At 72.6% G+C, this 18,626-nt stretch carries 19 protein-coding genes and 1 pseudogene; 12 read left to right on the forward strand and 8 right to left on the reverse strand.

Annotated features, from left to right (window positions below):
* Positions 1 to 74: 74 nt before the first annotated feature.
* Complete coding sequence (locus ACSC1Q_RS35535; RefSeq protein ID WP_436763107.1) at positions 75 to 5,564, reverse strand: ATP-binding protein; 5,490 nt, start codon at positions 5,562 to 5,564, stop codon at positions 75 to 77.
* Between the two features lie 687 nt (positions 5,565 to 6,251).
* On the opposite strand from ACSC1Q_RS35535, the gene ACSC1Q_RS35540 reads away from it, so the two are divergent.
* On the forward strand, positions 6,252 to 6,395 hold the full coding sequence (locus ACSC1Q_RS35540) for a hypothetical protein (RefSeq protein ID WP_436763108.1): 144 nt from the start codon (positions 6,252 to 6,254) through the stop codon (positions 6,393 to 6,395).
* Between the two features lie 74 nt (positions 6,396 to 6,469).
* On the opposite strand, the gene ACSC1Q_RS35545 is transcribed toward ACSC1Q_RS35540, so the two are convergent.
* A complete protein-coding gene (locus tag ACSC1Q_RS35545) occupies positions 6,470 to 6,973 on the reverse strand; it encodes a DinB family protein (protein WP_436763109.1) in 504 nt (167 codons plus the stop codon).
* Between the two features lie 37 nt (positions 6,974 to 7,010).
* On the opposite strand from ACSC1Q_RS35545, the gene ACSC1Q_RS35550 reads away from it, so the two are divergent.
* The 7 genes and pseudogenes from ACSC1Q_RS35550 (at position 7,011) to ACSC1Q_RS35580 (ending at position 11,226) form a co-directional block, all read left to right on the forward strand.
* On the forward strand, positions 7,011 to 7,367 hold the full coding sequence (locus tag ACSC1Q_RS35550; protein ID WP_436763110.1) for an MmcQ/YjbR family DNA-binding protein: 357 nt from the start codon (positions 7,011 to 7,013) through the stop codon (positions 7,365 to 7,367).
* Positions 7,368 to 7,418: 51 nt separating this feature from the next.
* Positions 7,419 to 8,009, forward strand: a complete 591-nt coding sequence (locus ACSC1Q_RS35555) for a short chain dehydrogenase (RefSeq protein ID WP_436763111.1) — start codon at positions 7,419 to 7,421, stop codon at positions 8,007 to 8,009.
* Between the two features lie 114 nt (positions 8,010 to 8,123).
* Positions 8,124 to 9,341, forward strand: coding sequence for a cytochrome P450 (locus ACSC1Q_RS35560; protein ID WP_436763112.1), 1,218 nt, complete (start codon positions 8,124 to 8,126; stop codon positions 9,339 to 9,341).
* The gene (locus ACSC1Q_RS35565) at positions 9,335 to 10,087 is read left to right on the forward strand and encodes a TetR/AcrR family transcriptional regulator (RefSeq protein WP_436763113.1); all 753 of its coding nucleotides are present in this window, start codon (positions 9,335 to 9,337) and stop codon (positions 10,085 to 10,087) included. Before ACSC1Q_RS35560 ends, ACSC1Q_RS35565 begins: the two co-directional genes overlap by 7 nt.
* Before the next feature lie 187 nt (positions 10,088 to 10,274).
* A pseudogene (locus ACSC1Q_RS35570) lies at positions 10,275 to 10,484 on the forward strand (SDR family NAD(P)-dependent oxidoreductase); the annotation flags it as partial.
* A 17-nt stretch (positions 10,485 to 10,501) separates the two neighbouring features.
* Positions 10,502 to 11,014 (forward strand): SDR family NAD(P)-dependent oxidoreductase, encoded by a 513-nt coding sequence (locus ACSC1Q_RS35575; protein WP_436763114.1) that lies wholly within the window; start codon positions 10,502 to 10,504, stop codon positions 11,012 to 11,014.
* Positions 11,015 to 11,025: 11 nt separating this feature from the next.
* Complete coding sequence (locus ACSC1Q_RS35580) at positions 11,026 to 11,226, forward strand: ferredoxin (RefSeq protein ID WP_436763115.1); 201 nt, start codon at positions 11,026 to 11,028, stop codon at positions 11,224 to 11,226.
* Positions 11,227 to 11,334: 108 nt separating this feature from the next.
* Here ACSC1Q_RS35580 and ACSC1Q_RS35585 read toward each other — a convergent pair whose 3' ends face one another.
* The gene (locus ACSC1Q_RS35585) at positions 11,335 to 12,558 is read right to left on the reverse strand and encodes an MFS transporter (RefSeq protein ID WP_436763116.1); all 1,224 of its coding nucleotides are present in this window, start codon (positions 12,556 to 12,558) and stop codon (positions 11,335 to 11,337) included.
* 86 nt (positions 12,559 to 12,644) lie between these two features.
* On the opposite strand from ACSC1Q_RS35585, the gene ACSC1Q_RS35590 reads away from it, so the two are divergent.
* The gene (locus ACSC1Q_RS35590) at positions 12,645 to 12,845 is read left to right on the forward strand and encodes a hypothetical protein (RefSeq protein WP_436763117.1); all 201 of its coding nucleotides are present in this window, start codon (positions 12,645 to 12,647) and stop codon (positions 12,843 to 12,845) included.
* Positions 12,846 to 12,863: 18 nt separating this feature from the next.
* Here the strand turns inward: ACSC1Q_RS35590 and ACSC1Q_RS35595 are convergent, their stop codons facing one another.
* Genes ACSC1Q_RS35595 through ACSC1Q_RS35605 form a run of 3 tightly spaced genes read right to left on the reverse strand, consistent with a single transcriptional unit; the run spans position 12,864 to position 14,669 of the window.
* Positions 12,864 to 13,523 carry an SRPBCC domain-containing protein gene (locus ACSC1Q_RS35595; protein ID WP_436763118.1) on the reverse strand — a complete coding sequence of 220 codons (660 nt, stop codon included), beginning with the start codon at positions 13,521 to 13,523 and terminating at the stop codon, positions 12,864 to 12,866.
* Positions 13,520 to 14,032, reverse strand: coding sequence for an ArsR/SmtB family transcription factor (locus tag ACSC1Q_RS35600; protein ID WP_436763119.1), 513 nt, complete (start codon positions 14,030 to 14,032; stop codon positions 13,520 to 13,522). The genes ACSC1Q_RS35595 and ACSC1Q_RS35600 overlap by 4 nt, the downstream gene beginning before the upstream one ends.
* A gap of 40 nt (positions 14,033 to 14,072) precedes the next feature.
* Positions 14,073 to 14,669 carry a TetR-like C-terminal domain-containing protein gene (locus ACSC1Q_RS35605; protein WP_436763120.1) on the reverse strand — a complete coding sequence of 199 codons (597 nt, stop codon included), beginning with the start codon at positions 14,667 to 14,669 and terminating at the stop codon, positions 14,073 to 14,075.
* 81 nt (positions 14,670 to 14,750) lie between these two features.
* Here ACSC1Q_RS35605 and ACSC1Q_RS35610 point away from each other — a divergent pair, with 81 nt between their 5' ends.
* From ACSC1Q_RS35610 to ACSC1Q_RS35620, 3 genes are all read left to right on the forward strand, one after another.
* On the forward strand, positions 14,751 to 15,236 hold the full coding sequence (locus tag ACSC1Q_RS35610) for an FBP domain-containing protein (RefSeq protein WP_436763121.1): 486 nt from the start codon (positions 14,751 to 14,753) through the stop codon (positions 15,234 to 15,236).
* Complete coding sequence (locus ACSC1Q_RS35615; RefSeq protein ID WP_436763122.1) at positions 15,233 to 16,384, forward strand: GDSL-type esterase/lipase family protein; 1,152 nt, start codon at positions 15,233 to 15,235, stop codon at positions 16,382 to 16,384. Before ACSC1Q_RS35610 ends, ACSC1Q_RS35615 begins: the two co-directional genes overlap by 4 nt.
* Before the next feature lie 213 nt (positions 16,385 to 16,597).
* Complete coding sequence (locus ACSC1Q_RS35620) at positions 16,598 to 16,918, forward strand: hypothetical protein (protein ID WP_436763123.1); 321 nt, start codon at positions 16,598 to 16,600, stop codon at positions 16,916 to 16,918.
* 25 nt (positions 16,919 to 16,943) lie between these two features.
* Here the strand turns inward: ACSC1Q_RS35620 and ACSC1Q_RS35625 are convergent, their stop codons facing one another.
* Both ACSC1Q_RS35625 and ACSC1Q_RS35630 read right to left on the reverse strand, forming a co-directional pair.
* Positions 16,944 to 17,468: a nucleotidyltransferase domain-containing protein gene (locus ACSC1Q_RS35625; protein WP_436763124.1), complete on the reverse strand. Its 525-nt coding sequence runs from the start codon at positions 17,466 to 17,468 to the stop codon at positions 16,944 to 16,946.
* Positions 17,469 to 17,602: 134 nt separating this feature from the next.
* Entirely contained in the window at positions 17,603 to 18,214 is a 612-nt protein-coding gene (locus ACSC1Q_RS35630; RefSeq protein WP_436763125.1) for a TetR/AcrR family transcriptional regulator, read from the reverse strand.
* Positions 18,215 to 18,626 lie beyond the last annotated feature (412 nt).

Raw genomic sequence — 18,626 nt, forward strand, 5'->3', positions numbered from 1 at the left:
CCCTCCCCCCGAGGCGGAATCGTCGCTCGCGAACCATCTTTCCGCGAGTGCCCTCGCGGGTCAGACCTGCCGGGTCAGACCTGCCGGGCCAGGCCCTTCTCCACCGCTTCGATGATCTTCGGCCGCAGCTCGGCGCAGCTGATGATCGTGTCCACCGAGCCGACGTCGACCGCCCGCTGGATGCTGTGCACGCGGTCGAACTCGGTGGCGACCTCGGTGAGCTTCTCGGCCCGTACCGACGACCGCAGCTCGGCCAGCTCGGTGGCGAGCGCGGCCCGCGTGGCGGCCGGCGCCTCCGCGACGCGGGCGGCGAGGGCGAGCACGCGGGGGTCGTTGCCGGTCCGCTTGTCGACGTCGCGCGCGAAGACCACCGCGGCGGCCGGAGCGCCGCCGAGCACCGAGGCGAACGAGCCCTCGACCGCGAGCACGGTCATGTTCGGGTTGAGCGCCTTGGAGAACACCACGAACGCGCCGCCGTGGTATCGAGAGATCACGCAGAACACGATGGGGCCCTCGAAGTTCACCACCGCGCGGCCGATCTCCGCGCCGTACTCCAGCTGCAGCTTGCGCATCGACTCGGGCGACCCGTCGAACCCCGACAGGTTGGCCAGCACGACCAGCGGGCGGTTCCCGCTGGCGGCGTTGATGGCCCGGGCGGCCTTCTTGGACGAGCGCGGGAACAGGGTGCCCGCGGTGTAGGTGTCCGGGCCGTCGGTGGGCGGGAACCCGCGACGCGGCACGGACCGGGACTCGATGCCCAGCAGGCACACCGGCCGGCCGCCGAGGTGGACGTCCTGGACCGCGGCGGTGTCGGCGTCGGCCATGCCCGCCCACCGCTCCAGCACCGGGTGGTCCTGGTCGGACAGCGCGCGCATGACGGTGCGGATGTCGAACGGCTTCTTGCGGTCAGGGTTGGACTCGATGGAGAAGATCTGGCCCACCGTCGTGAAGTCGCTGTCGGGCGCGGCGTGCGGGAACGTCGACACGTCACGGTCCACCGGGTCACCGGTGACCGCCTTGCGCGGCCGGCTCTCCCCCGGCGCGACGTAGCTGTGGTCGTAGTGCGACATCAGGACCTCCCGCGCGCCGCGGATGTCCGGCGCCCAGTACTGTGCCTGGCCGTTCGGGCCCATGATCCGGTCGTACCCGCCGATGCCGTGGTTGTCCTCGGCCGACACGCCCCCGGAGAAGTCGAGCGACTGCTTGCCCGTCAGCACCATCGCGGAGTCGGGCGTCATCACCAGGATGCCCTTGGTGTGCATGAGCATCGTGGCCTCGGCGTTCCAGTACGGCTGGGCGCCGACGTTGATGCCCGCGACCACGATGTTGATCTCGCCGCCGTCCTGGGTGAAGTTCACGATCCGCTTCAGCGCGGCCGCCACCCAGTCCATGTTCTCGGTGCCGGACGACATCGAGATCCGGGCGCCCGCGGAGAGCGCGAACCACTCCAGCGGCACCCGCATCCGCTCGGCCAGGTCGAGCGCGGCGATCACCCGCGCGCACTCGGGCTCGGACAGCGCGCCGAGCGCCTTCGTCGGGTCGCCCAGCAGCACGACGCGGGTCATGCCCTCCGGGTGGCGCGAGGTGGGCGTGCTGATGACGCCCGCGACGAGCGCGGCGGTGTTGCGCCCCTTGGGCCGGTTCACCGGCACCAGCGTCGACCGCTCGTCCAGGTCGTACTCGGTGAACGAGCCGAACGGCCCGGCGAGCATGTCGGTCAGCTCGTAGGGGTGGTGCGTGCCCCGGCTGTGCGCGCGCAGCACCTCCTGGCGGTAGTCGTCCAGCGGCTCGATGGGCTCGGTCGGCGGCGGCACGACGGACAGCCGCACGCCGGAGCCCACGTCGTAGCCGATCCGGACGGCGATGTCGACGAGCTCGCCGGTGGCGCCGTCGCGGCGCCTGCCGAGGAAGAGCACCTCCTCCAGGCCCGCGCCCGCCGTGGTCGGCAGCACGCGCTTCGCCACGGCGTTCAGGTCGGCCGGCGAGAGGTCGTTCGGCGGCCACACGTAGATGACGATCCGGTTCGTGGCGGACGTCTTCGCGCCGGGCTTCCTGGCCCGGCGGATCGCGTCGAGGCACGTGGCCAGGATGTTCTCGGCGGCGGGCAGCGCGACGAGCCTGCCCTCGTCGTCGCGCAGCGGGGTCAGGTCGCGGACCTGCCCCAGCGCGACGAGGCGCTCGTCGGACGGGTTCTGCCGCGCGGCGGCCCGGAAGAGGTAGACCTCCTCGTCGGGCGCGGGCAGCCGGGTGAGGTCGAAGTCGCGCAGCCGTTCCAGCTGCATGCGCTCGGCGATGCGCGGGTGCAGGCCGCGCAGCAGCCGTTCCTCCGCGAAGCTGTCGGCGGACGGCTTGAAGGTGAAGTGGTGGTGCATCACGGCGCCGCTGTTGCCCGCGACGGTCGTGACGATGCGGCCGACCCGGTTCGACGGCTGCTGCGCGACCATGACCTCGCGCAGGCGCGCGGCCATCTCGTCGGGGTCGCTCGGGCCGTCCGGCCAGGTCAGGTAGATGTCCGCCATCAGCTCGCCGTCACCGGCGAACTCGCCGACCGCCTTGACCGCCTCGGCCAGCGCCAGGAAGCTGACCGCGGTGGCGACGACGCGGCCGTTGCCGATCGGGGTGCGGTGGTCGGCGACGACGAACGTGCAGCCCGCCACCTTGCTCACCCGGATGTCGCTGAGCGCGCGGTTGCCGTAGTAGCGGCGGCTCAGCACCTCCAGCAGCGGCACGGGGTCGGTGCCCTCGCGGCCGATCCGCTGGCCGACCAGCCGGACGAGCGGCTCGGCGCTGGCGACCATGGCGGAGATCCGCTCGGCGCGGTCGGGCGCGTCCGGGTACCGGTCGAGGTGGCGCAGGTGCTTGCGTACGTTCGTATAGACCTTGGCGCGGGTGCGGCGCAGCAGCGGCTGGGCGAACCAGGCGAACACCACGCCGCGCGCCAGGTCCGCGACGGCCGGGAACCTGACCTGGGTGGCTTCGACCAGGTGCTCCAGCGCCAGGCCGACGGTGACGCGGTCCGCCTGGGCGGGCGGGGACTCCTTCACCCACTCGCGCAGCAGGGTCGTCACCACGGCGACGTCGGTGGAAGCACGCCGCTGGGCCAGGAAGATCCGGAAGACCGCGTCCTCCAGCTCCGGCGTGCGCTCCAGGCCCTCGACGCCGTAGCGGGACAGCACGTGCGTGAGCCGCTGCCGGAAGCTCTCCGACGACCCGGCCCGGTCGGGGTCCAGGTACTGCAGGTAGGTGTGGAAGTGTTCGCGGGGGCTGTGCACCGAGGAGTCGGACTTCGACTCCTCGCCGGCGGGCCGGTTGCGGCTCAGCTCGCTCAGGTCGGCGAACAGCCGCAGCAGCTCGACCTCGCCGGCCGGCTCGTGCTCGCCCTTCTCGGCGAGCTCGGCGCGCGCGGCCAGGTAGCCGTCGAGCAGGCGCTTCTCGTCGCGCGAGTCGACGTCGAAGCCCAGCAGGAGGCTGCGCAGGTCCTGCAGGCCGCGCGCGGCCCGCTCGGCCGCGGGCACCCCCGCCGGCTCGGCCGGAAGGTCCAGCTCGACCTTGCGCGCCTCGGCCACGGGGCCGGCCGCCTCGTCGCCGTCACCCAGCGGCTCCAGGCGCAGCAGGCGGGCGCCCGCCTCCACCTGGCTGCCGACCGACACCGCGAGCTCCCGCACGCGGCCGCGGAACGGCGCGCGCAGCACGGTCTCCATCTTCATGCTCTCGACCACGAGCAGCGGAGCGCCGGCCTCGACCTCGTCGCCCGCCTGCAGCGGCGTGGCCACCACGAGCGCGGGCACCGGCGAGCGTACGATGCCGCCCTCGTCGCGGCTGATCCGGTGCGTGACGCCGTCGACCTCGACCAGGTGGATCGGGCCGTGGGTGCTCGTGACGATCTTGAAGCGGACGCCGTTCACGGTGATCTGGCCGCTGTGCTCGTCGAAGCGCTCAAGGTCGACGTCGGCCGCGTGCCGGGGGCCGCCCGCCGAGACGCCGACGCGGAACCGGTGGCCGCCGGTGCGGGCGACCTCGACGCGGTAGCCGACGTCGCGGAGCTTGAGCTCCAGCGCGCGCCCGCTCTCGTGCTGCGACTGCGGACGGCCGCCGTGCGCGGCGGCCAGGAAGCGCTGCCGCGTCACGGCCTCCTCGTCCTCGTAGGCCTCGATGGCGGCGGCGATCAGCGCGATCGCGGAGTGCCGGTGCGAGACGAGGGCGCCCTGGGCGCGCACCCGGTCGATCCAGCCGGTGTCGGCGGACCCGTCGATCACCGCGGGCTCGTCGAGCAGCGTGCGGACGAAGCCCTTGTTCGTCACGCCGCCCTCGATGATGACGGTCGTCTGCGTCATCGCGCGGCGCAGGCGGGCGAGCGCCTCCGTACGGTCGCGGCCGTGCGCGATGATCTTGGCGATCATCGAGTCGAAGTCGGCGGGGATCGTGTCGCCCTCGCTGAACCCGGTGTCCACCCGGATGCCGGGGCCGCTGGGCAGCGCCAGCCGCGCGATCCGGCCGGGTGAGGGGGCGAAGTCGCGGTCGGGGTCCTCGGCGTTGAGGCGCGCCTCGACGGCGTGACCCCACTCCGCCGGCGCGTCGCCCTCCAGCCTGCCGCCCGCCGCGACGTGCAGCTGGGCCTTCACCAGGTCGACGCCGGTGGTGATCTCGGTGATCGGGTGCTCGACCTGCAGGCGCGTGTTGACCTCCAGGAACGCGAACAGCCGCTCACCGGGGTGGTAGAGGAACTCGACGGTGCCCGCGCCCTTGTAGTCGACCGCGAGCACGAGCCGCTCGGCCGCCGCCTTCAGCTCGGCGACCTGATCGGCGTCGAGGACCGGGGAGGCGGACTCCTCGATGATCTTCTGGTTGCGCCGCTGCACGGAGCAGTCGCGCACGCCCAGCGCCCACGCGGTGCCCTGCCCGTCGGCGATGACCTGCACCTCGACGTGCCGGGCGCCCGTCACCAGGCGCTCCAGGAACACGACGCCACTGCCGAACGCGCGCGCGGCCTCCTGGCGCGTCAGCTCGTAGGCCTGGGTCAGCTCGTCGGCGTCGGCGACCATCCGGATGCCCCGGCCGCCGCCGCCCGCGGTCGCCTTCAGCATCAGCGGGTAGCCGATCCGGTCCGCCGCCTCCTTCGCCTCCTCCAGTGTCTCCACCGGGCCTCGGCTCCAGGGCGCGACGGGCACCCCGACCTCTTCGGCGATCAGCTTCGAGCCGATCTTGTCGCCCAGCCTGCGCATCGCCTCGGAGCCCGGGCCGACGAAGGTCACGCCGATCTCGGCGCACAGGTCGGCGAACGCCGGGTCCTCCGCCACGAAGCCCCAGCCCACCCAGGCGGCGTCCGCGCCCGTCTCGATCAGGGCCTTCCTGAGGACCGCGTGGTCCAGGTAGGGGCGGTTCGCGGCGAGCCCCAGATCGTAGGCGATGTCGGCCTCACGGACGAACGTGGCCGTCCGGTCGGAGTCGGTGTACAGGGCGACGGTCTCGATCTGTGTGCCCGTCTCCGCGGCTAGGTCCTGAACGGCGTGGATGAGCCGCATGGCGGCTTCACCGCGGTTGACGATGGCGACACGACTGAACACTGAGCGGGCCTTTCGAAGACGGTGAACACGGCGGTCGTCCCCGCCATAACCGGGCTACATACTCTCTACTGCCTCCGGATACCGGAATGGTGGGGACTAAGCGTGTTTCGCGGCCGGAGTTGTGTGGCTCGCACAAACGCGCCCACCGGAGTGGTGTGACATGGGGCGGCGCGAGGCGCGGCCGATGTGATCTTGGTCGCTCGGCGGCTCGTGGACACCTCGTCGACTCCTCGTGGACGCCTCGTGGACTCGAAGGCCCGTTCGGACCGGTCACGGGCGAGGGTAGCCCGTTTGCCCGGCGGCGACAAAGGGGCAGCACATCGCCGTCCCCTGAGCTTAGTCACGGCGCACGATCATCACCGATCACCGCCGATCGCCGCGCGGCCCGGCACCGCCGTGGATCACCGACCGACACCCGGCTCGGCACCGCCGTCGGTCACCACGCGGCGCGTGATCGCTCGCTGCGCGTGATCGTCACCGGCCGCCTCGCGGCCCGGCGCGGCTTCGGGAGCGCGGGGCCGCCACCCCGGCTCATGGCGGCTCCCCCTCTGGGGCGTAGAACGCGGTGGTCGCGGCGACGGCGGCGGCGACCTGGCCGGGCGGGCCGCCGGCGGCCTCGTGGGCCCGGCCCCACGCCTGGCTGCTGGCCGTGATGAAGCGCCGGCCCTCGTCGGTCCGGTGGAAGGTGTGCTCCTCGACCTTGGGCGCGCCCGACAGGTGCAGGCCGAGGCCCAGGACGACGTGTTCCCGTTCTCCGACCCCGGGGCGGCGGCCCCGGGCGACGAGGAGATGGCCCGCACTGGATACGTGGGAATCGGGCGCAAGCCCTGAGCCTCGCGCCGTCCTGCCCGCCGCACATGGGCGGCGAACCGAGGCCGGGCTCGGAGCCGGAAGGGGACGGGTGGCTATTCTCCGGTGAGACCGTCGATCCGCTCGCGCAGCAGGTCGGCGTGGCCGTTGTGCCGGGCGTACTCCTCGATCATGTGGACGAGGATCCAGCGGTGTGAGCAGTCGTGCCCGTGGCGCTGCCGCTTCGCGATGGCGTCCAGCGGCACCTCCGCCGAGAGCCTGCGGGCGATCTCGATCTCGGCCTGCCAGGTGGCGAAGGCCTCCTGGGCGGAGGCGGTGTCCACGTCGTTGAACTCCGCGTCGGGGTCGTCGGTCTTGTAGAGGAGGGGGATGTCCTCGTCGTTCAGCACGCGGCGGAACCAGGAACGCTCCACGTGCGCCATGTGGCGGACCAGGCCGAGGAGCGACAGGGTCGACGGCGGCACCGAGCGCTCCCTGAGCTGCTCCACCGAGAGCCCCGCGCACTTGACGGCCAGGGTCTCGCGGTGCCAGTCGAGCCAGTTGTTCAGCATGGCGCGCTCGTCGCCGACGAAGGGCGGAGGAATGCGGTTGTCGGTCACGGCTCACGATTCTCCCACCTCGGAGTACCGTCTGGTCATGGCCGATGATCCGCTGGAGTCGCTGCGCAGGCTCTGCCTCGCGCTTCCCGAGACCACCGAACGGCTCAGTCACGGCGAGCCCGCCTGGTTCGTCCGGGACAGGAGGACGTTCGTGTCGTACGCCGACCACCACCACGACGACCGGCTCGCCTTCTGGTGCGCCGCCCCGCCCGGCGTCCAGGAGTCCCTGCTCGCCGAGGCTCCCGGGCGCTTCTTCCGCCCGCCGTACGTCGGCCATCGCGGCTGGCTCGGCGTGTATCTCGACGCCCCCCAGGACTGGGCGGAGATCGCCGAGATCGTCACCGACGCCTACCGGGCCGTCGCTCCCAAGCGCCTGGCCGCCCTCCTGGAGTGAGTCCCGGGGCGGGTCTGGACTTCACGATGTCCCGCTGGTCAAGCTACGTTCATGAGAATCCTGCTGGTCGGAGCGACCGGAACCCTTGGCCGGAGCGTCCGTGACGTCCTCGGGGAACGCGGCCATGAGATCGTCACCGCCTCCCGTGGCGGCTCGGACGTCTCGGTCGACATCACCGACACCGAGTCGATCCGCGCGATGTACGAGAAGGTGGGCGAGGTGGACGCCGTCGCCTCGGCGGCGGGCAGCGTGCCGTGGCTGCCGTTCGGCGAGCTGCGCCACCAGGACGTGCTGGACGGTGTCGCCGGCAAGGTGGTCAGCCAGGTGGAGCTGGTCCGCCGGGGCGCCGCCCACGTCACCGGGTCGTTCACCCTGATCACCGGCGTGCTGGCCCGCGACCCCGTGCGCACCGGCACCGTCGCGTCGCTCGCCAACGGCGCGATCGAGGCCTTCGTCCGCGCCGCCGCGATCGAGTTGCCGCAGCGCGTCAACGCGGTGAGCCCGACGGTCTTCACCGAGTCCGCCGACGCGTACGGCGACCTCTTCGCCGGTTTCGAGCCCGTCCCGGTGCGCCAGGCCGCGAACGCCTACGTCCGCTCCATCGAGGGCCACCAGACCGGTCAGGTCTACGAGGTCGGCTGACCTCGCGGCGGGCGCGGCGGGCATCGGGGACCGGGGGCCGGATTTGAGTCGCTTGACTTAAATAAGTCAGGCGACTTAAATGACGGCAACCGCGATCCTTGAGGGAGAGTGATCTTGAGCGAGCCCGGCGTCGAGGCACCCGAATACCCCTTCCGCAACCCCGGCGCGCTGGAGCCGCCACGGGAGTGGGCCGAGCTGCGGGAGGGCTGCCCGGTCGCGCCGATCCGGCTGGCCAGCGGTGACAGCGCGCTGCTGCTGACGCGTTACCAGGACGTCAAGGAGGTCCTGTCCGACCCGCGCTTCACCCGGCAGCTCGACGCCGAGGGGGCGGCGCGGGTGACGGCCAACGAGTCGGGCGGCGTGTTCGGCCGCGGCGGTGACGGCGGCGGCAACATGACGGGCGACACGCACCGGGCGTGGCGGCAGCTGGTGGGCAGGGCGTTCACCGCCAAGCGGGTCACCGCGATGCGGCCCAGGATCCAGGCGATGGCCGAGCGGCTGGTCGAGCGGATGGTCGCCCAGGGCGAGCCCGCCGACCTGGTGGGCGCGGTCGGCTTCCCGTTGCCGGTGTGGGCGATCTGCGACCTGCTCGGGGTGCCGGACTCCGACCGGGACAGGTTCGCGTACTGGTCGGACACCATGCTCAGCATGACCAGATTCGGCCAGGAGGAGATCGACGCCGCCCAGGACGCGTTCGACGCGTACCTGATGGCCCACGTCGAGACCAAGCGGGCGAAGCCGGGTGACGACCTGCTGAGCGAGCTGGCCTCGATGGTGGAGGGGCTCGACGGGCGGCTGACCGAGCAGCTGCTGGTGATGACGGCGAAGGGCCTGCTGGTGGCCGGGCACGAGACCACCGCCAACATGATCGGCAAGATGGTGTCGATGTTGCTGGCCGACCGTTCCCGCTGGGAGGCGCTGCTGGCCGACCCCGCGCTGATCCGCCCGGCGGTGGAGGAGGTGCTGCGTTTTGACGCCAATCCCGGCTTCGGCATGCCGCGTTACCTCAGCGAGGGGGTCACGGTGGCCGGGGAGGAGCTGCCCGCGGGCACGACGGTCATATGCAGCATGGCCTCGGCCAACCGGGACGAGCGGCAGTTCGAGGGCGCCGACGAGATGCGGCTGGACCGCTCGCCCAACCCGCACGTGACCTTCGGCGCCGGTCCGCACTCCTGCCTGGGGCAGGCGCTGGCCCGCACCGAGCTGCAGACCGTGCTCGGCGTGTTGCTGGAGCGGCTGCCCACCCTGGAACTGGCCGTCCCGGCCGCGGAGCTCAGGCGCCGCGAGGGTCTCCTGGTAGGCGGGCTGGAGCGGGTCCCGGTCCGATGGTGACCGTGCCCGGCCGGACCGGGCGCGGCAAGACCCTGCCCGGTCAGCCAGAGCGCGATAGGACCGCATCCGGTCAGCCAGAGCGCGGCAAGGCCGGATCCGGCAGGGCGGAGCGGGCGCAGGAGACGCGCGGAGCCATCCTGGACGTCGCCGAGCGGCTGTTCGCCGAGCACGGGGTCGGCGAGGTCTCCAACCGGCAGATCGGCCAGGCCGCCGGGCAGGCGAACAACTTCGCCGTCGGCTACCACTTCGGCACCAAGGCCGACCTGGTACGAGCGATCGTCCGCCGCTACACCGCCGAGACCGAGGAGCGGCGGCTGCGCATGCTGGAGGGGATCGGCGACGTCCGGGATGGCTCCGCCGACCTGCGCGCGCTGATCTCCTGCCTGGTACGCCCCGCCACCGACCATCTCGACGCGCTGGGCGTGCCGAGCTGGCGGGCCCGCTGCCTGGCCCAGGTCACCACCGTGCCCGCCCTGCGCCAGATCGTCACCGAGGAGTCCGTGGCGACACCGTCGATGCGGCGCACCCTGGACGGCATGCTGCGGCTGCTGCCCGACCTGCCGGTGGAGGTGCACCTGGAGCGCGGCGACATGACCCGCCTGCTGATCGCGCACGCCCTGGCCGAGCGCGAGCGCGCCCTGCACGAGGGCGGGTCGACGGCCCGCGCGACCTGGGAGGCCGTCGCCGCCGGGCTCGTCGACGCGCTGACCGGCCTCTGGCTGGCCCCCGTCACCCCATCCCCCTGACCGTGGAAAACCCTCTGACCCCGGAGACCCCCTGACCGCGGAGACCCCCTGACCGCGGAGACCCCCTGACCGCGGAGACCCCCTGACCGCGGAGACCCCCTGACCGCGGAGACCCCCTGACCGCGGAGACCCTCTGAATGCGGAGAACGGACCCCTCGTGCGTGGACTGAAGGACAAGAGAATCGTCGTGGCCGGCGGCGCCACCGGCATCGGCGCCGCCACCGCCGAACGGCTGGCCGAGGAGGGCGCACGCGTCCTGGTCGGCGACATCAACGTCCCCGGCGCCGAGGCCACCGCCGAGCGCCTCACCGCGTCCGGCGGCACGGCGGTCGCCGCCGGGTTCGACCTGTCCGACGAGGCGCCGGTCACGGCGCTGTTCGAGCGGGCGGTCGCCGAGTTCGGTGGCGTGACGGCGTGTTCAACGTGGGCGCCGACCTCTCGCCGGACACGATCGGCCGCGACGGGGACCTGTCGGAGATGGACGTGGCCGTCTGGCGCCGTACCTTCGAGGTCAACCTCATCGGCTACGCCCACAGCTGCCGCGTCGCGATCCCGCTGCTGCTGGCCTCCGGCGGCGGCGCGATCGTCAACACCTCGTCCGGTGCCGCCTTCGTCGGCGAGCCGGTGCGTCCCGCCTACGCCGCGTCCAAGGCGGGAATCAACGCCCTCACCCGGCACGTCGCCTCCCGCTGGGGCAAGGAGGGCATCCGCTGCAACGGCGTCTCCCCCGGCATGGTGCTGTCCGAGACCGGCCTGGCGCAGATGAGCGAGGAGTTCAGGGCCGCCGGGCTGGCCGGTACGCGCAGCACCCGGCCGGGCAGGCCGTCCGACCTCGCCGCCGCGGCCGCGTTCCTGTTGTCCGACGACGCCGGATGGATCGACGGCCAGACCTGGTCCGTCGACGGCGGCGGTTCCCTGCACGACTGAGGAGGTCACCCATGAACGTCACCGTCGACACCGGCAGGTGCTGCGGCGCGGGACAGTGCGTGCTGCTCGTCCCCGACGTGTTCGACCAGGGCGACGACGACGGCGTCGTCGTCCTGCTCGACCCCGCTCCCGCCGAGCCGCTGCGCGCCGCCGTCCGCGAGGCGGCCGGGGTCTGCCCGACCGGCGCGATCTCCCTGGACGAGCGGCCCTGACCCGCCGCCCGCCGGGGTGGCGGTCCCGGCGCGTGTGTCCGGGCCCGGCAAGCGTCCGTCCCGTGGGCCCGGCAAGCGTCCGTTCCCATGACGAGGGCGGGCCCGGGGTCAGGCCCGGCGCAGCCGCCGGATCGGGGGCGTGAGCAGCAGGGCCGCGCAGACCGCGAAGCTGACGCCGGTGGAGACGAACAGCAGGTCCCGAGGGTCGACGACCTCCGAGACCGGGCCCACCAGCGCCTGCCCGACGGCGACCCCGGCCACCGACCCGGCCACCTCGTAGGCGGTGACCCGGTTCAGGACGTCGGGGGTGACCTGCGTCTGGACGCTCGTCGACCACATCACCGACCAGAACGCCCAGGACATCCCGCCCAGCAGGTGGCCCGCCACCAGCAGCGGCAACGGCAGTTCCAGCGCCACGGACAGCGGGATGAACGCGAACCCGAAGATGGCCACGCCTCCGGCGGCGAGCGGCCGCGAAGGCCGGAACCTGATCGCGATCAGCCCGCCGAGGACGGTGCCCGCGCCCAGACCGGCCATCACCCATCCGTACGCGGCCTCGCCGAGGCGGTCACCGATCAGGTGCGAGCCCAGCGGGATGTACGGGCCGAAGACCAGGACGCCGAAGAACACCCAGATGAGGATCACCGACCACATCCAGCTGCGGGAGCGGAACTCCGTCCAGCCTCGGCGCAGGTCGAGCATGACCGTCGAACGCTCCCTGGCCCCGGCGGCCGGGACGAGCCGGACGAGGGCGAGGCACAGGCCGCTGAGCAGGAAGGTCGCCGCGTCGACGGCGTAGACGGCGCCCGCGCCGGTCAGCGCCATCAGCAGGCCCGCAAGGACGGGGCCGCCGAGCTGGGTGGCCGCGTCGGCGATCTTCAGGGTGCCGTTGGCGCGCTGCGGGTCCGTGGCGACGAGCGGGACCATGCCGTTGACGCCGGGCTGGAACATCGCGGCGGCCGCCCCGGACAGGAACGAGGCGGACAGCAGCAGCCAGAACGGCGGGGTCCCGGTGAAGAAGGCGACGGACACCGCGGTCTGGGTGAAGACCCGTACGACGTCCGCGCCGACCATCATGGTCCGGGCGCCCACCCGGTCGGCGAACACCCCGCCGAACAGTACGAAGAGCACGAACGGGGCGGTCCAGACAGCCAGCACGTAGCCGACGCCGGCCACCCCGTAGATCGCGCCGACGGCCAGCGCCGCGGCGACGGGCATCATCGCGTCACCGAGCAGCGACACCGTCCTGGCGCCGAAATACAGGGTGAAGTCCCTGGTCCACAGCCTGTCCGGCACGGCGAGGGAGGGTTCGCGACCGAGAAGTGCGGTCATTTCCTGAGCTCCATGAGCACCCATCCTGGACACCCGCGAAGCTGGCCACAGGCGTCCGTGATGACATCATTGGGTATATTCGCGCCATGAGGCACCGCGTGGTCACCCCGGTGAGCCCGCCCCAGGAGACTCACCCGGTGACCGGCGCCTTCCCCGTCTTCGGCCACCACGGCCCTGACATCGCCGGGCACCGCGATCTCACGTTCCGCACCGAGCGCCCGGGGCCGGTCCGGACGCCCCCGGGCGTCGGGCGCGGGCCGGAGACCCCGGCCGAGGCCGGCCGGTAGGTCCGCCCCAGGCGGCGATCAGCCGTTGCCCTCCCCCGGCGTCTCGGGGGCGAAGTGCTGCACCCCGAACGCGATGGCCGCGGCGAGGTCGTCATCGCCGGTCCCCCAGGCGGCCTGGACCGCGGGCCCCCAGGCGTGGCAGCTGCGGGTGGCGAACTCCTTCACCTCGGGCGTGTCCTCCCAGGTCCCGAGGTCCAACGCGGTGCCGCTCAGGAAAAGGTCGAGAGCGAGCAGCGCGAGATCCCAGCCACCGCCGATCCCGATCGTGCCGCCGGGCCCGTAGGTGCGTACCAGCTCGTCGACGACCTCGGCGGGAGAGGCGTGCTCCAGCTCCAGGACGGTGCCGCCGTTCTCACCCCGTGCGAGACGGACTTCGACCTCGGTGCTCATGCCCTCCCCGAGGGCCCAGGTCACCTTGATCAGATGGGGCTCCTCGCAGCGCAGGATCGTCCCGCCGGCGTTGCCCTTGAGCTGGAACGTGCCGCCGGGCCGCAGGTCGCCGTCGATCGGGGCGAGCCATCGGCCGATCCGGCCGGGGTCGGTGCAGGCGCTCCACACCTCCTCGATCGAGGCGTCGTAGGCGCGGCGCAGGAGCAGCGACCGCCCCGCGCCGGTGGCGACCGCCAGGTCGCCGATCTCCCGGTGGGTGGCGTTGACCTGGTTGACGATGTCGATCACGTGTCTTCCTCGTTCCTCGTTGAGGGGTGTGTGTCCACGGGCGGCACCCTGGCGGTGTTCTCCCGCCGGTCCCGGTCCCGGTCCCGGCCACGGTCCAGGACCAGGTCGCGGTCGCGGCCCAGGTCCCGGTCCCGATCCCGGCTCAGGTCCCGGTCCAGGCCCGGCCCCAGGGCCAGGCTCAGGTCCCGGTGCTCGTGCCCGCCGCGCGTGAGTTCGGTGCCCAGCGCGTCCAGGCGCCGGCTCCAGAACCGGCGAAAGCGTTCCAGCCAGATGTCGACCTCCCGCAGTGGTGCCGGTTCGACGGCGTACAGGCGCCGGGCGCCGTCCGCGCGGACGGTCACGAGGCCGGAGTCCCTCAGCACCCGCAGATGCCGCGACACCGCCGGCCGCGAGATCCCGAACTCCGCCCGGACGACCCCGCTGACCGCGCCCGCGCCCTGTTCGCCACCGGCGAGCAGCTCCACTATCCGGCGTCGCACCGGGTCGCCGAGCGCCTCGAACACCTGCACGGCAACGAGAATTTCATCTACGGCTTATATAAGTCAAGAGTTAATTATTATCGCGACCGTCATCGCCCGCGCTCGCCGGCCAGTTGCGGAGCGCGACGTCGAGCGTGTCGAGCACCCGGCCCCAGGACTCGTCCGCGCCGCGCGGGTGATGGCTGAAGCCGCCCGCCCGCTCCAGGCTCACGAACCCGTGGAAGGCGCTGCCCAGCAGCCGGACCGCGTCGGTCTGGTCGGGCTCCACCAGCGAGTAGCCGCGCAGGATCGCGCGCATCATGTCCGAGTGCCGGCGCGCCGCGCTCGCCCTCGCGGTCTCCGGGTCGAGCTCGACCTGCGCCGCCGCGTACCTGCCCGGATGCTCCCTCGCGTAGTCGCGGTAGACGTTGGCGAAGGCGACCAGCGCGTCCTTGCCCGCCCGCCCGGCCAGCGCCGCCGCACCCCGGTCGGCGAGCTCGGCCAGCGCCAGCACGGCCACCCGGACCCGCAGCTCGTGGGCGTTCCTGATGTGGGAGTACAGGCTCGCGTCCTTCACCCCGAATCTGCGCGCGAGCTCCGAGACGGTCACGTTCTCCAGCCCCACCTCGTCGGCCAGCTCCGCCGCCGCCTCGGCCAGCCGTTCGACGGTCACTCCGGCGCGCGCCATGAACCATTCCCCTTTCCTAGAGCCTCTAGGAAAGTACATAGTAGTTTGCGATCTGCGTATATGAAAGCTAGCTTTTGAGCTATGAGACCGATTTCCGAGCACGAGATCCGTGCCTCCTTCGTCAACTACACCAAGGGCGAGGTCAAACGGCTCGCCGTGCCGAGGGATCTCGACGCCCGGCCGTGGGAGGACCTCGACTTCCTGGGCTGGCGGGACCCCGCGTCCCCCGGCCGCGCCTACCTGGTCGCCGAGCACGGTGACCGGCTGGCCGGGGTGGCGCTTCGACGGGCCGCCCCGCACACCGGGCACGCGCGGCGCACCATGTGCTCGCTCTGCCTGACCACGCACACCGGCGACGGCGTGTCGCTGATGACCGCCCGCCGGACCGGCGGCAACGGCGACTCCGTGGGCGCCTACATCTGCGCCGACCTGGCCTGTTCCCTCTACCTGCGCGGCCAGCGGGACGCCGGGCCCGGCGGGCGGATGCCCGAGTCGCTCACGCTCGAAGAGAAGATCGAGAGGACCGCGGGCAACGTGACCCGGTTCCTCCGGAAGGTGACCCAGTGATCGACGTCCCCCTCACCCCCGACCTCGTGCGCGGCGCGCTGGAGCTGGAAAGCACCGGCCACGGCCTGCTGCCGCACCGGCTGCCGGCCCGCGCCCGCGCCCAGTTCCCCGACGCCTACCTGGCCGCCGTGGAAGCCCAGCCGTCGGGGGTACGGCTGGCCTTCCGCACCCGCGCCACCGCCGTCGAGCTGGACGTGCTGCCGGCCAAGGTCCTCCACCCCGGCCTGCCCGAACCGGAGGACGGCCTCTACGACCTGCTCGTCGACGGCCACCTGACCGGCCGGGGCACCGCCACCGTCACCGGCCCGCCCGTCCGCGAGAGGACGGCCGGGTTCACGGGCCTGCCCACCCCCGAGAGGACGGTCCGGTTCGCCGGGCTGCCCGATCGCGAGAAGGACGTGGAGATCTGGCTGCCACTGCGCGAGATCACCGAGCTGGTCGCGCTGCGCGCCGACGCCCCGCTCACGCCCACCTCCGGCGCGGGCCGCCGGGTGTGGCTGCACCACGGCAGCTCCATCAGCCACGGCTCGGCCGCCGAGAGCCCCAGCACCACCTGGCCGGCGCTCGCCGCCACCCGGGCCGGGGTGGAGCTGGCCAACCTGGGCCTGGGCGGCAACGCCCTGCTCGACCCGTTCACCGCCCGCGCCATGCGCGACACCCCCGCCGACCTGATCAGCGTCAAGATAGGTATCAACCTGGTCAACCACGACCTGATGCGCCTGCGCGCCTTCGGCCCGGCGGTGCACGGCTTCCTCGACACCATCCGCGAGGGTCATCCCGGCGCGCCCCTGCTGGTCGTCTCGCCGATCCTGTGCCCCTTCCTGGAGGACACCCCCGGCCCCATCGCGGCGCACCTCGACGGCGGGCGGCTGACGTTCCGTTCGGTGGCCGCCTCACCGGACACCCTGGACGGACGCCTCACGCTCACCGTCATCCGCGACGAGCTGGCCCGTCTCATCGCGCGCCGGGACGACCCGGACCTGCACTACCTGGACGGCCGTGTCCTGTACGGCGAGGCCGACCACGCCGAGCTGCCGCTGCCCGACGAGCTCCACCCGGACGCCGCCGGTCACCGCAGGATCGGCGAGCGCTTCGCCACCGAGGTGTTCGAGGGCCACGGCCCGTTCGCCGCCGAGAGGTCCGCTTGACAGCCCGGTGAGCCCGGTGAGCCCGGTGAGCCCGTTCGGCGGCGGGAACGCGATGACGACCGCGTCGCGACCTCTCGCCATCCGGTTCATCCGATCCATCCGGATCGGTGTCTGCCGAGTGCGGCGGGCGCGCATATCGATTCGATTACCCAAGGTGATCACATCCCTGCCGTATGCGACCTTTGGTGGGTCTTCGAGCGGGTGAGGTTGCCTGTGGCACGGAAGAGTCGGCGGCGTGGGTCCCCGGGCGGGACGGCGAAGAAGGAGCCCGGGTTCACCGAATGGCCGGTGTGGAAGATCGTGGCCGGCGTGCTGGGGAGCTTCGCCGCCGCCACGGGGCTGCTGCTCGGCGTGCTGCAGATCGTCGACGCGCTCCGGGCGGGGTCGGAGCGCGCCACCGTCGCCACCGCGCCGGTGGCCGTACACGCGACGGTCGAGTTCCGGGCGGACGCGGAAGACTGGGAGCCGTGCCCGAAGGCCGGCTGCTACGCGGGCGAGTACCGTGTGATCATCCCACCCCGTAAACGTACGTAGCCACGGCACCGGGACCGGGCGGCCGCTACCGGAACCGCCGGTAGTCCTCGGGGATCGGGATGTCGAACCGCGCGCAGAGCGCCGAGACGTCGGCCCAGTCGTCGTCGACGGCGTAGCCGGTGTGGAACCTCACCAGCCATTCCGGGCTGACGCAGGCCACCGTGCGACCGCCGATCCGGCCCGTACCGGCCAGGGCCGGCGCCGGGTAGCGGTGCCCGTTCTCGGGCGGGCCGTGGACACCGTGGCCGTCGGCGTCCAGGACGATGACGTGGAAGTCGATCAGGTGTCCCCCGTCGTCTCCCATGACGAAGTTCCACGCGGTGGTGTCGTCACGGGGAACCGGCCGGTACCGGCGATCGTGGAGGGCGGCGACGAGCGCGGGCGCGTCACGCTCCCGCACGGCGATGTCCAGATCGGCGTGCGGCCGCGTCTGGGAACCGGGGCAGGCGTCCACCGCCCAGCCGCCGTCCAGCCACACGCGGGCCCCCAGGCCGTCCGTCAGGGTCAGGAACGCCAGGACGTCGCCCGCGGTCATCTCCGGTTCGGCCACACCGGTAAGTGTGTCGCCCCGGAGGCCGCGACGGCCAACTCGGCGTCCGAGACGACGGGCTCGGCGTCCGGGTGGGTCGGTGACCGGGCAGACCTTCGGGCAGGACGCAGGACAGGACTCGGCGTCCGGGTGGGTCAGTGACCGGACGGGCCCTCGGGCGGCGCGACGGGCAGGACGCAGGACAGGGCGCGGCGCAGCGTGGCGGCGAAGGACTCGGGGTTGCCGGGCTCCAGCCAGTGCCGTCCCGCCACGCGGATGGCACCGGCGACCGCGGCGGCCGTGACGGCGGGGAACAGGTCGCGTGCGGGGTCGGTGCCGGTACGCGCCGCGATCGCCTCGGCGAGCGGCCCCTCCGCCATGGTGAACGCCCTCAGCGCCTCGCCCTCCAGCTCGGGCGTCGACATGATCATGCCCAGGCCGGCCTTGTCGGGCTCGGGGTCGGTGTAGAGCTCGATCACGGCCGCGACGACGGCCCGGTCGAGCGGCTCGTCGGCGGGCCGCGAGCGCAGCGCCTGCCCCAGGCGCCTGGACTGGTCGGCCTGGAAGGCGCAGATCGCCTCGGCCCTGCTGGAGAAGTAGTTGTTGTAGGTGCGGGGTGAGACTCCCGCGGCCGTGGCGATGTCGTGGACGCGGACGAGGGCGAGCCCGTGGGGGCCCTGCTCGATGGCCAGGCGCAGCGCGGCGTGGCCGATCGCCTCCCGGGTGGCCTGGCTGTTACGTGCCCGGAGGTCCATCGCGTCGTCCATGCGACGATCCTATCGAGATTGCGCAGCACGCACTATATGCGTGACACGCAAGTTGTGAGTAGAGTGCGAGGAGGCGCCTGGCACTCACGCCTGGAGAGTGCCAACCACATGGCGTGTGCCGGGACGGCGAGGTCCGCAGGCGGGTCGGCCACCCGCCGGTGGGCCGTCCGTCGCGGGCGCCGTCCCGGAGAATCCCCGCCAAGAGCTTTCAAAAGCCGTCGAGAGCCACCGAGAGCCACCGAGAGCCACCGAGAGCCACCGAGAGCCATCGAAGAGCAGGAGCAGGAATGACGTCGAAAATGATCGCGTTCAACGAGGACGCCCGGCGCGGTCTCGAGCGTGGCATGAACCAGCTCGCGGACGCCGTCAAGGTGACCCTCGGCCCCAAGGGCCGTAACGTCGTGCTGGAGAG

It is taken from the genome of Streptosporangium heterodermiicola (assembly GCF_051390675.1).
Classification (GTDB): domain Bacteria; phylum Actinomycetota; class Actinomycetes; order Streptosporangiales; family Streptosporangiaceae; genus Streptosporangium.

Excerpts from the sequence above, each read along its gene's own strand:
- ACSC1Q_RS35550 (WP_436763110.1), top strand. The coding sequence starts at position 7,011 with ATGGCCGATGATCCGCTGGAGTCGCTGCGCAGGCTCTGCCTCGCGCTT.
- ACSC1Q_RS35555 (WP_436763111.1), top strand. The coding sequence starts at position 7,419 with ATGAGAATCCTGCTGGTCGGAGCGACCGGAACCCTTGGCCGGAGCGTC.
- ACSC1Q_RS35565 (WP_436763113.1), top strand. The coding sequence starts at position 9,335 with ATGGTGACCGTGCCCGGCCGGACCGGGCGCGGCAAGACCCTGCCCGGT.
- ACSC1Q_RS35580 (WP_436763115.1), top strand. The coding sequence starts at position 11,026 with ATGAACGTCACCGTCGACACCGGCAGGTGCTGCGGCGCGGGACAGTGC.
- ACSC1Q_RS35585 (WP_436763116.1), bottom strand. The coding sequence starts at position 12,558 with ATGACCGCACTTCTCGGTCGCGAACCCTCCCTCGCCGTGCCGGACAGG.
- ACSC1Q_RS35590 (WP_436763117.1), top strand. The coding sequence starts at position 12,645 with ATGAGGCACCGCGTGGTCACCCCGGTGAGCCCGCCCCAGGAGACTCAC.
- ACSC1Q_RS35605 (WP_436763120.1), bottom strand. The coding sequence starts at position 14,669 with ATGGCGCGCGCCGGAGTGACCGTCGAACGGCTGGCCGAGGCGGCGGCG.
- ACSC1Q_RS35610 (WP_436763121.1), top strand. The coding sequence starts at position 14,751 with ATGAGACCGATTTCCGAGCACGAGATCCGTGCCTCCTTCGTCAACTAC.
- ACSC1Q_RS35630 (WP_436763125.1), bottom strand. The coding sequence starts at position 18,214 with ATGGACGACGCGATGGACCTCCGGGCACGTAACAGCCAGGCCACCCGG.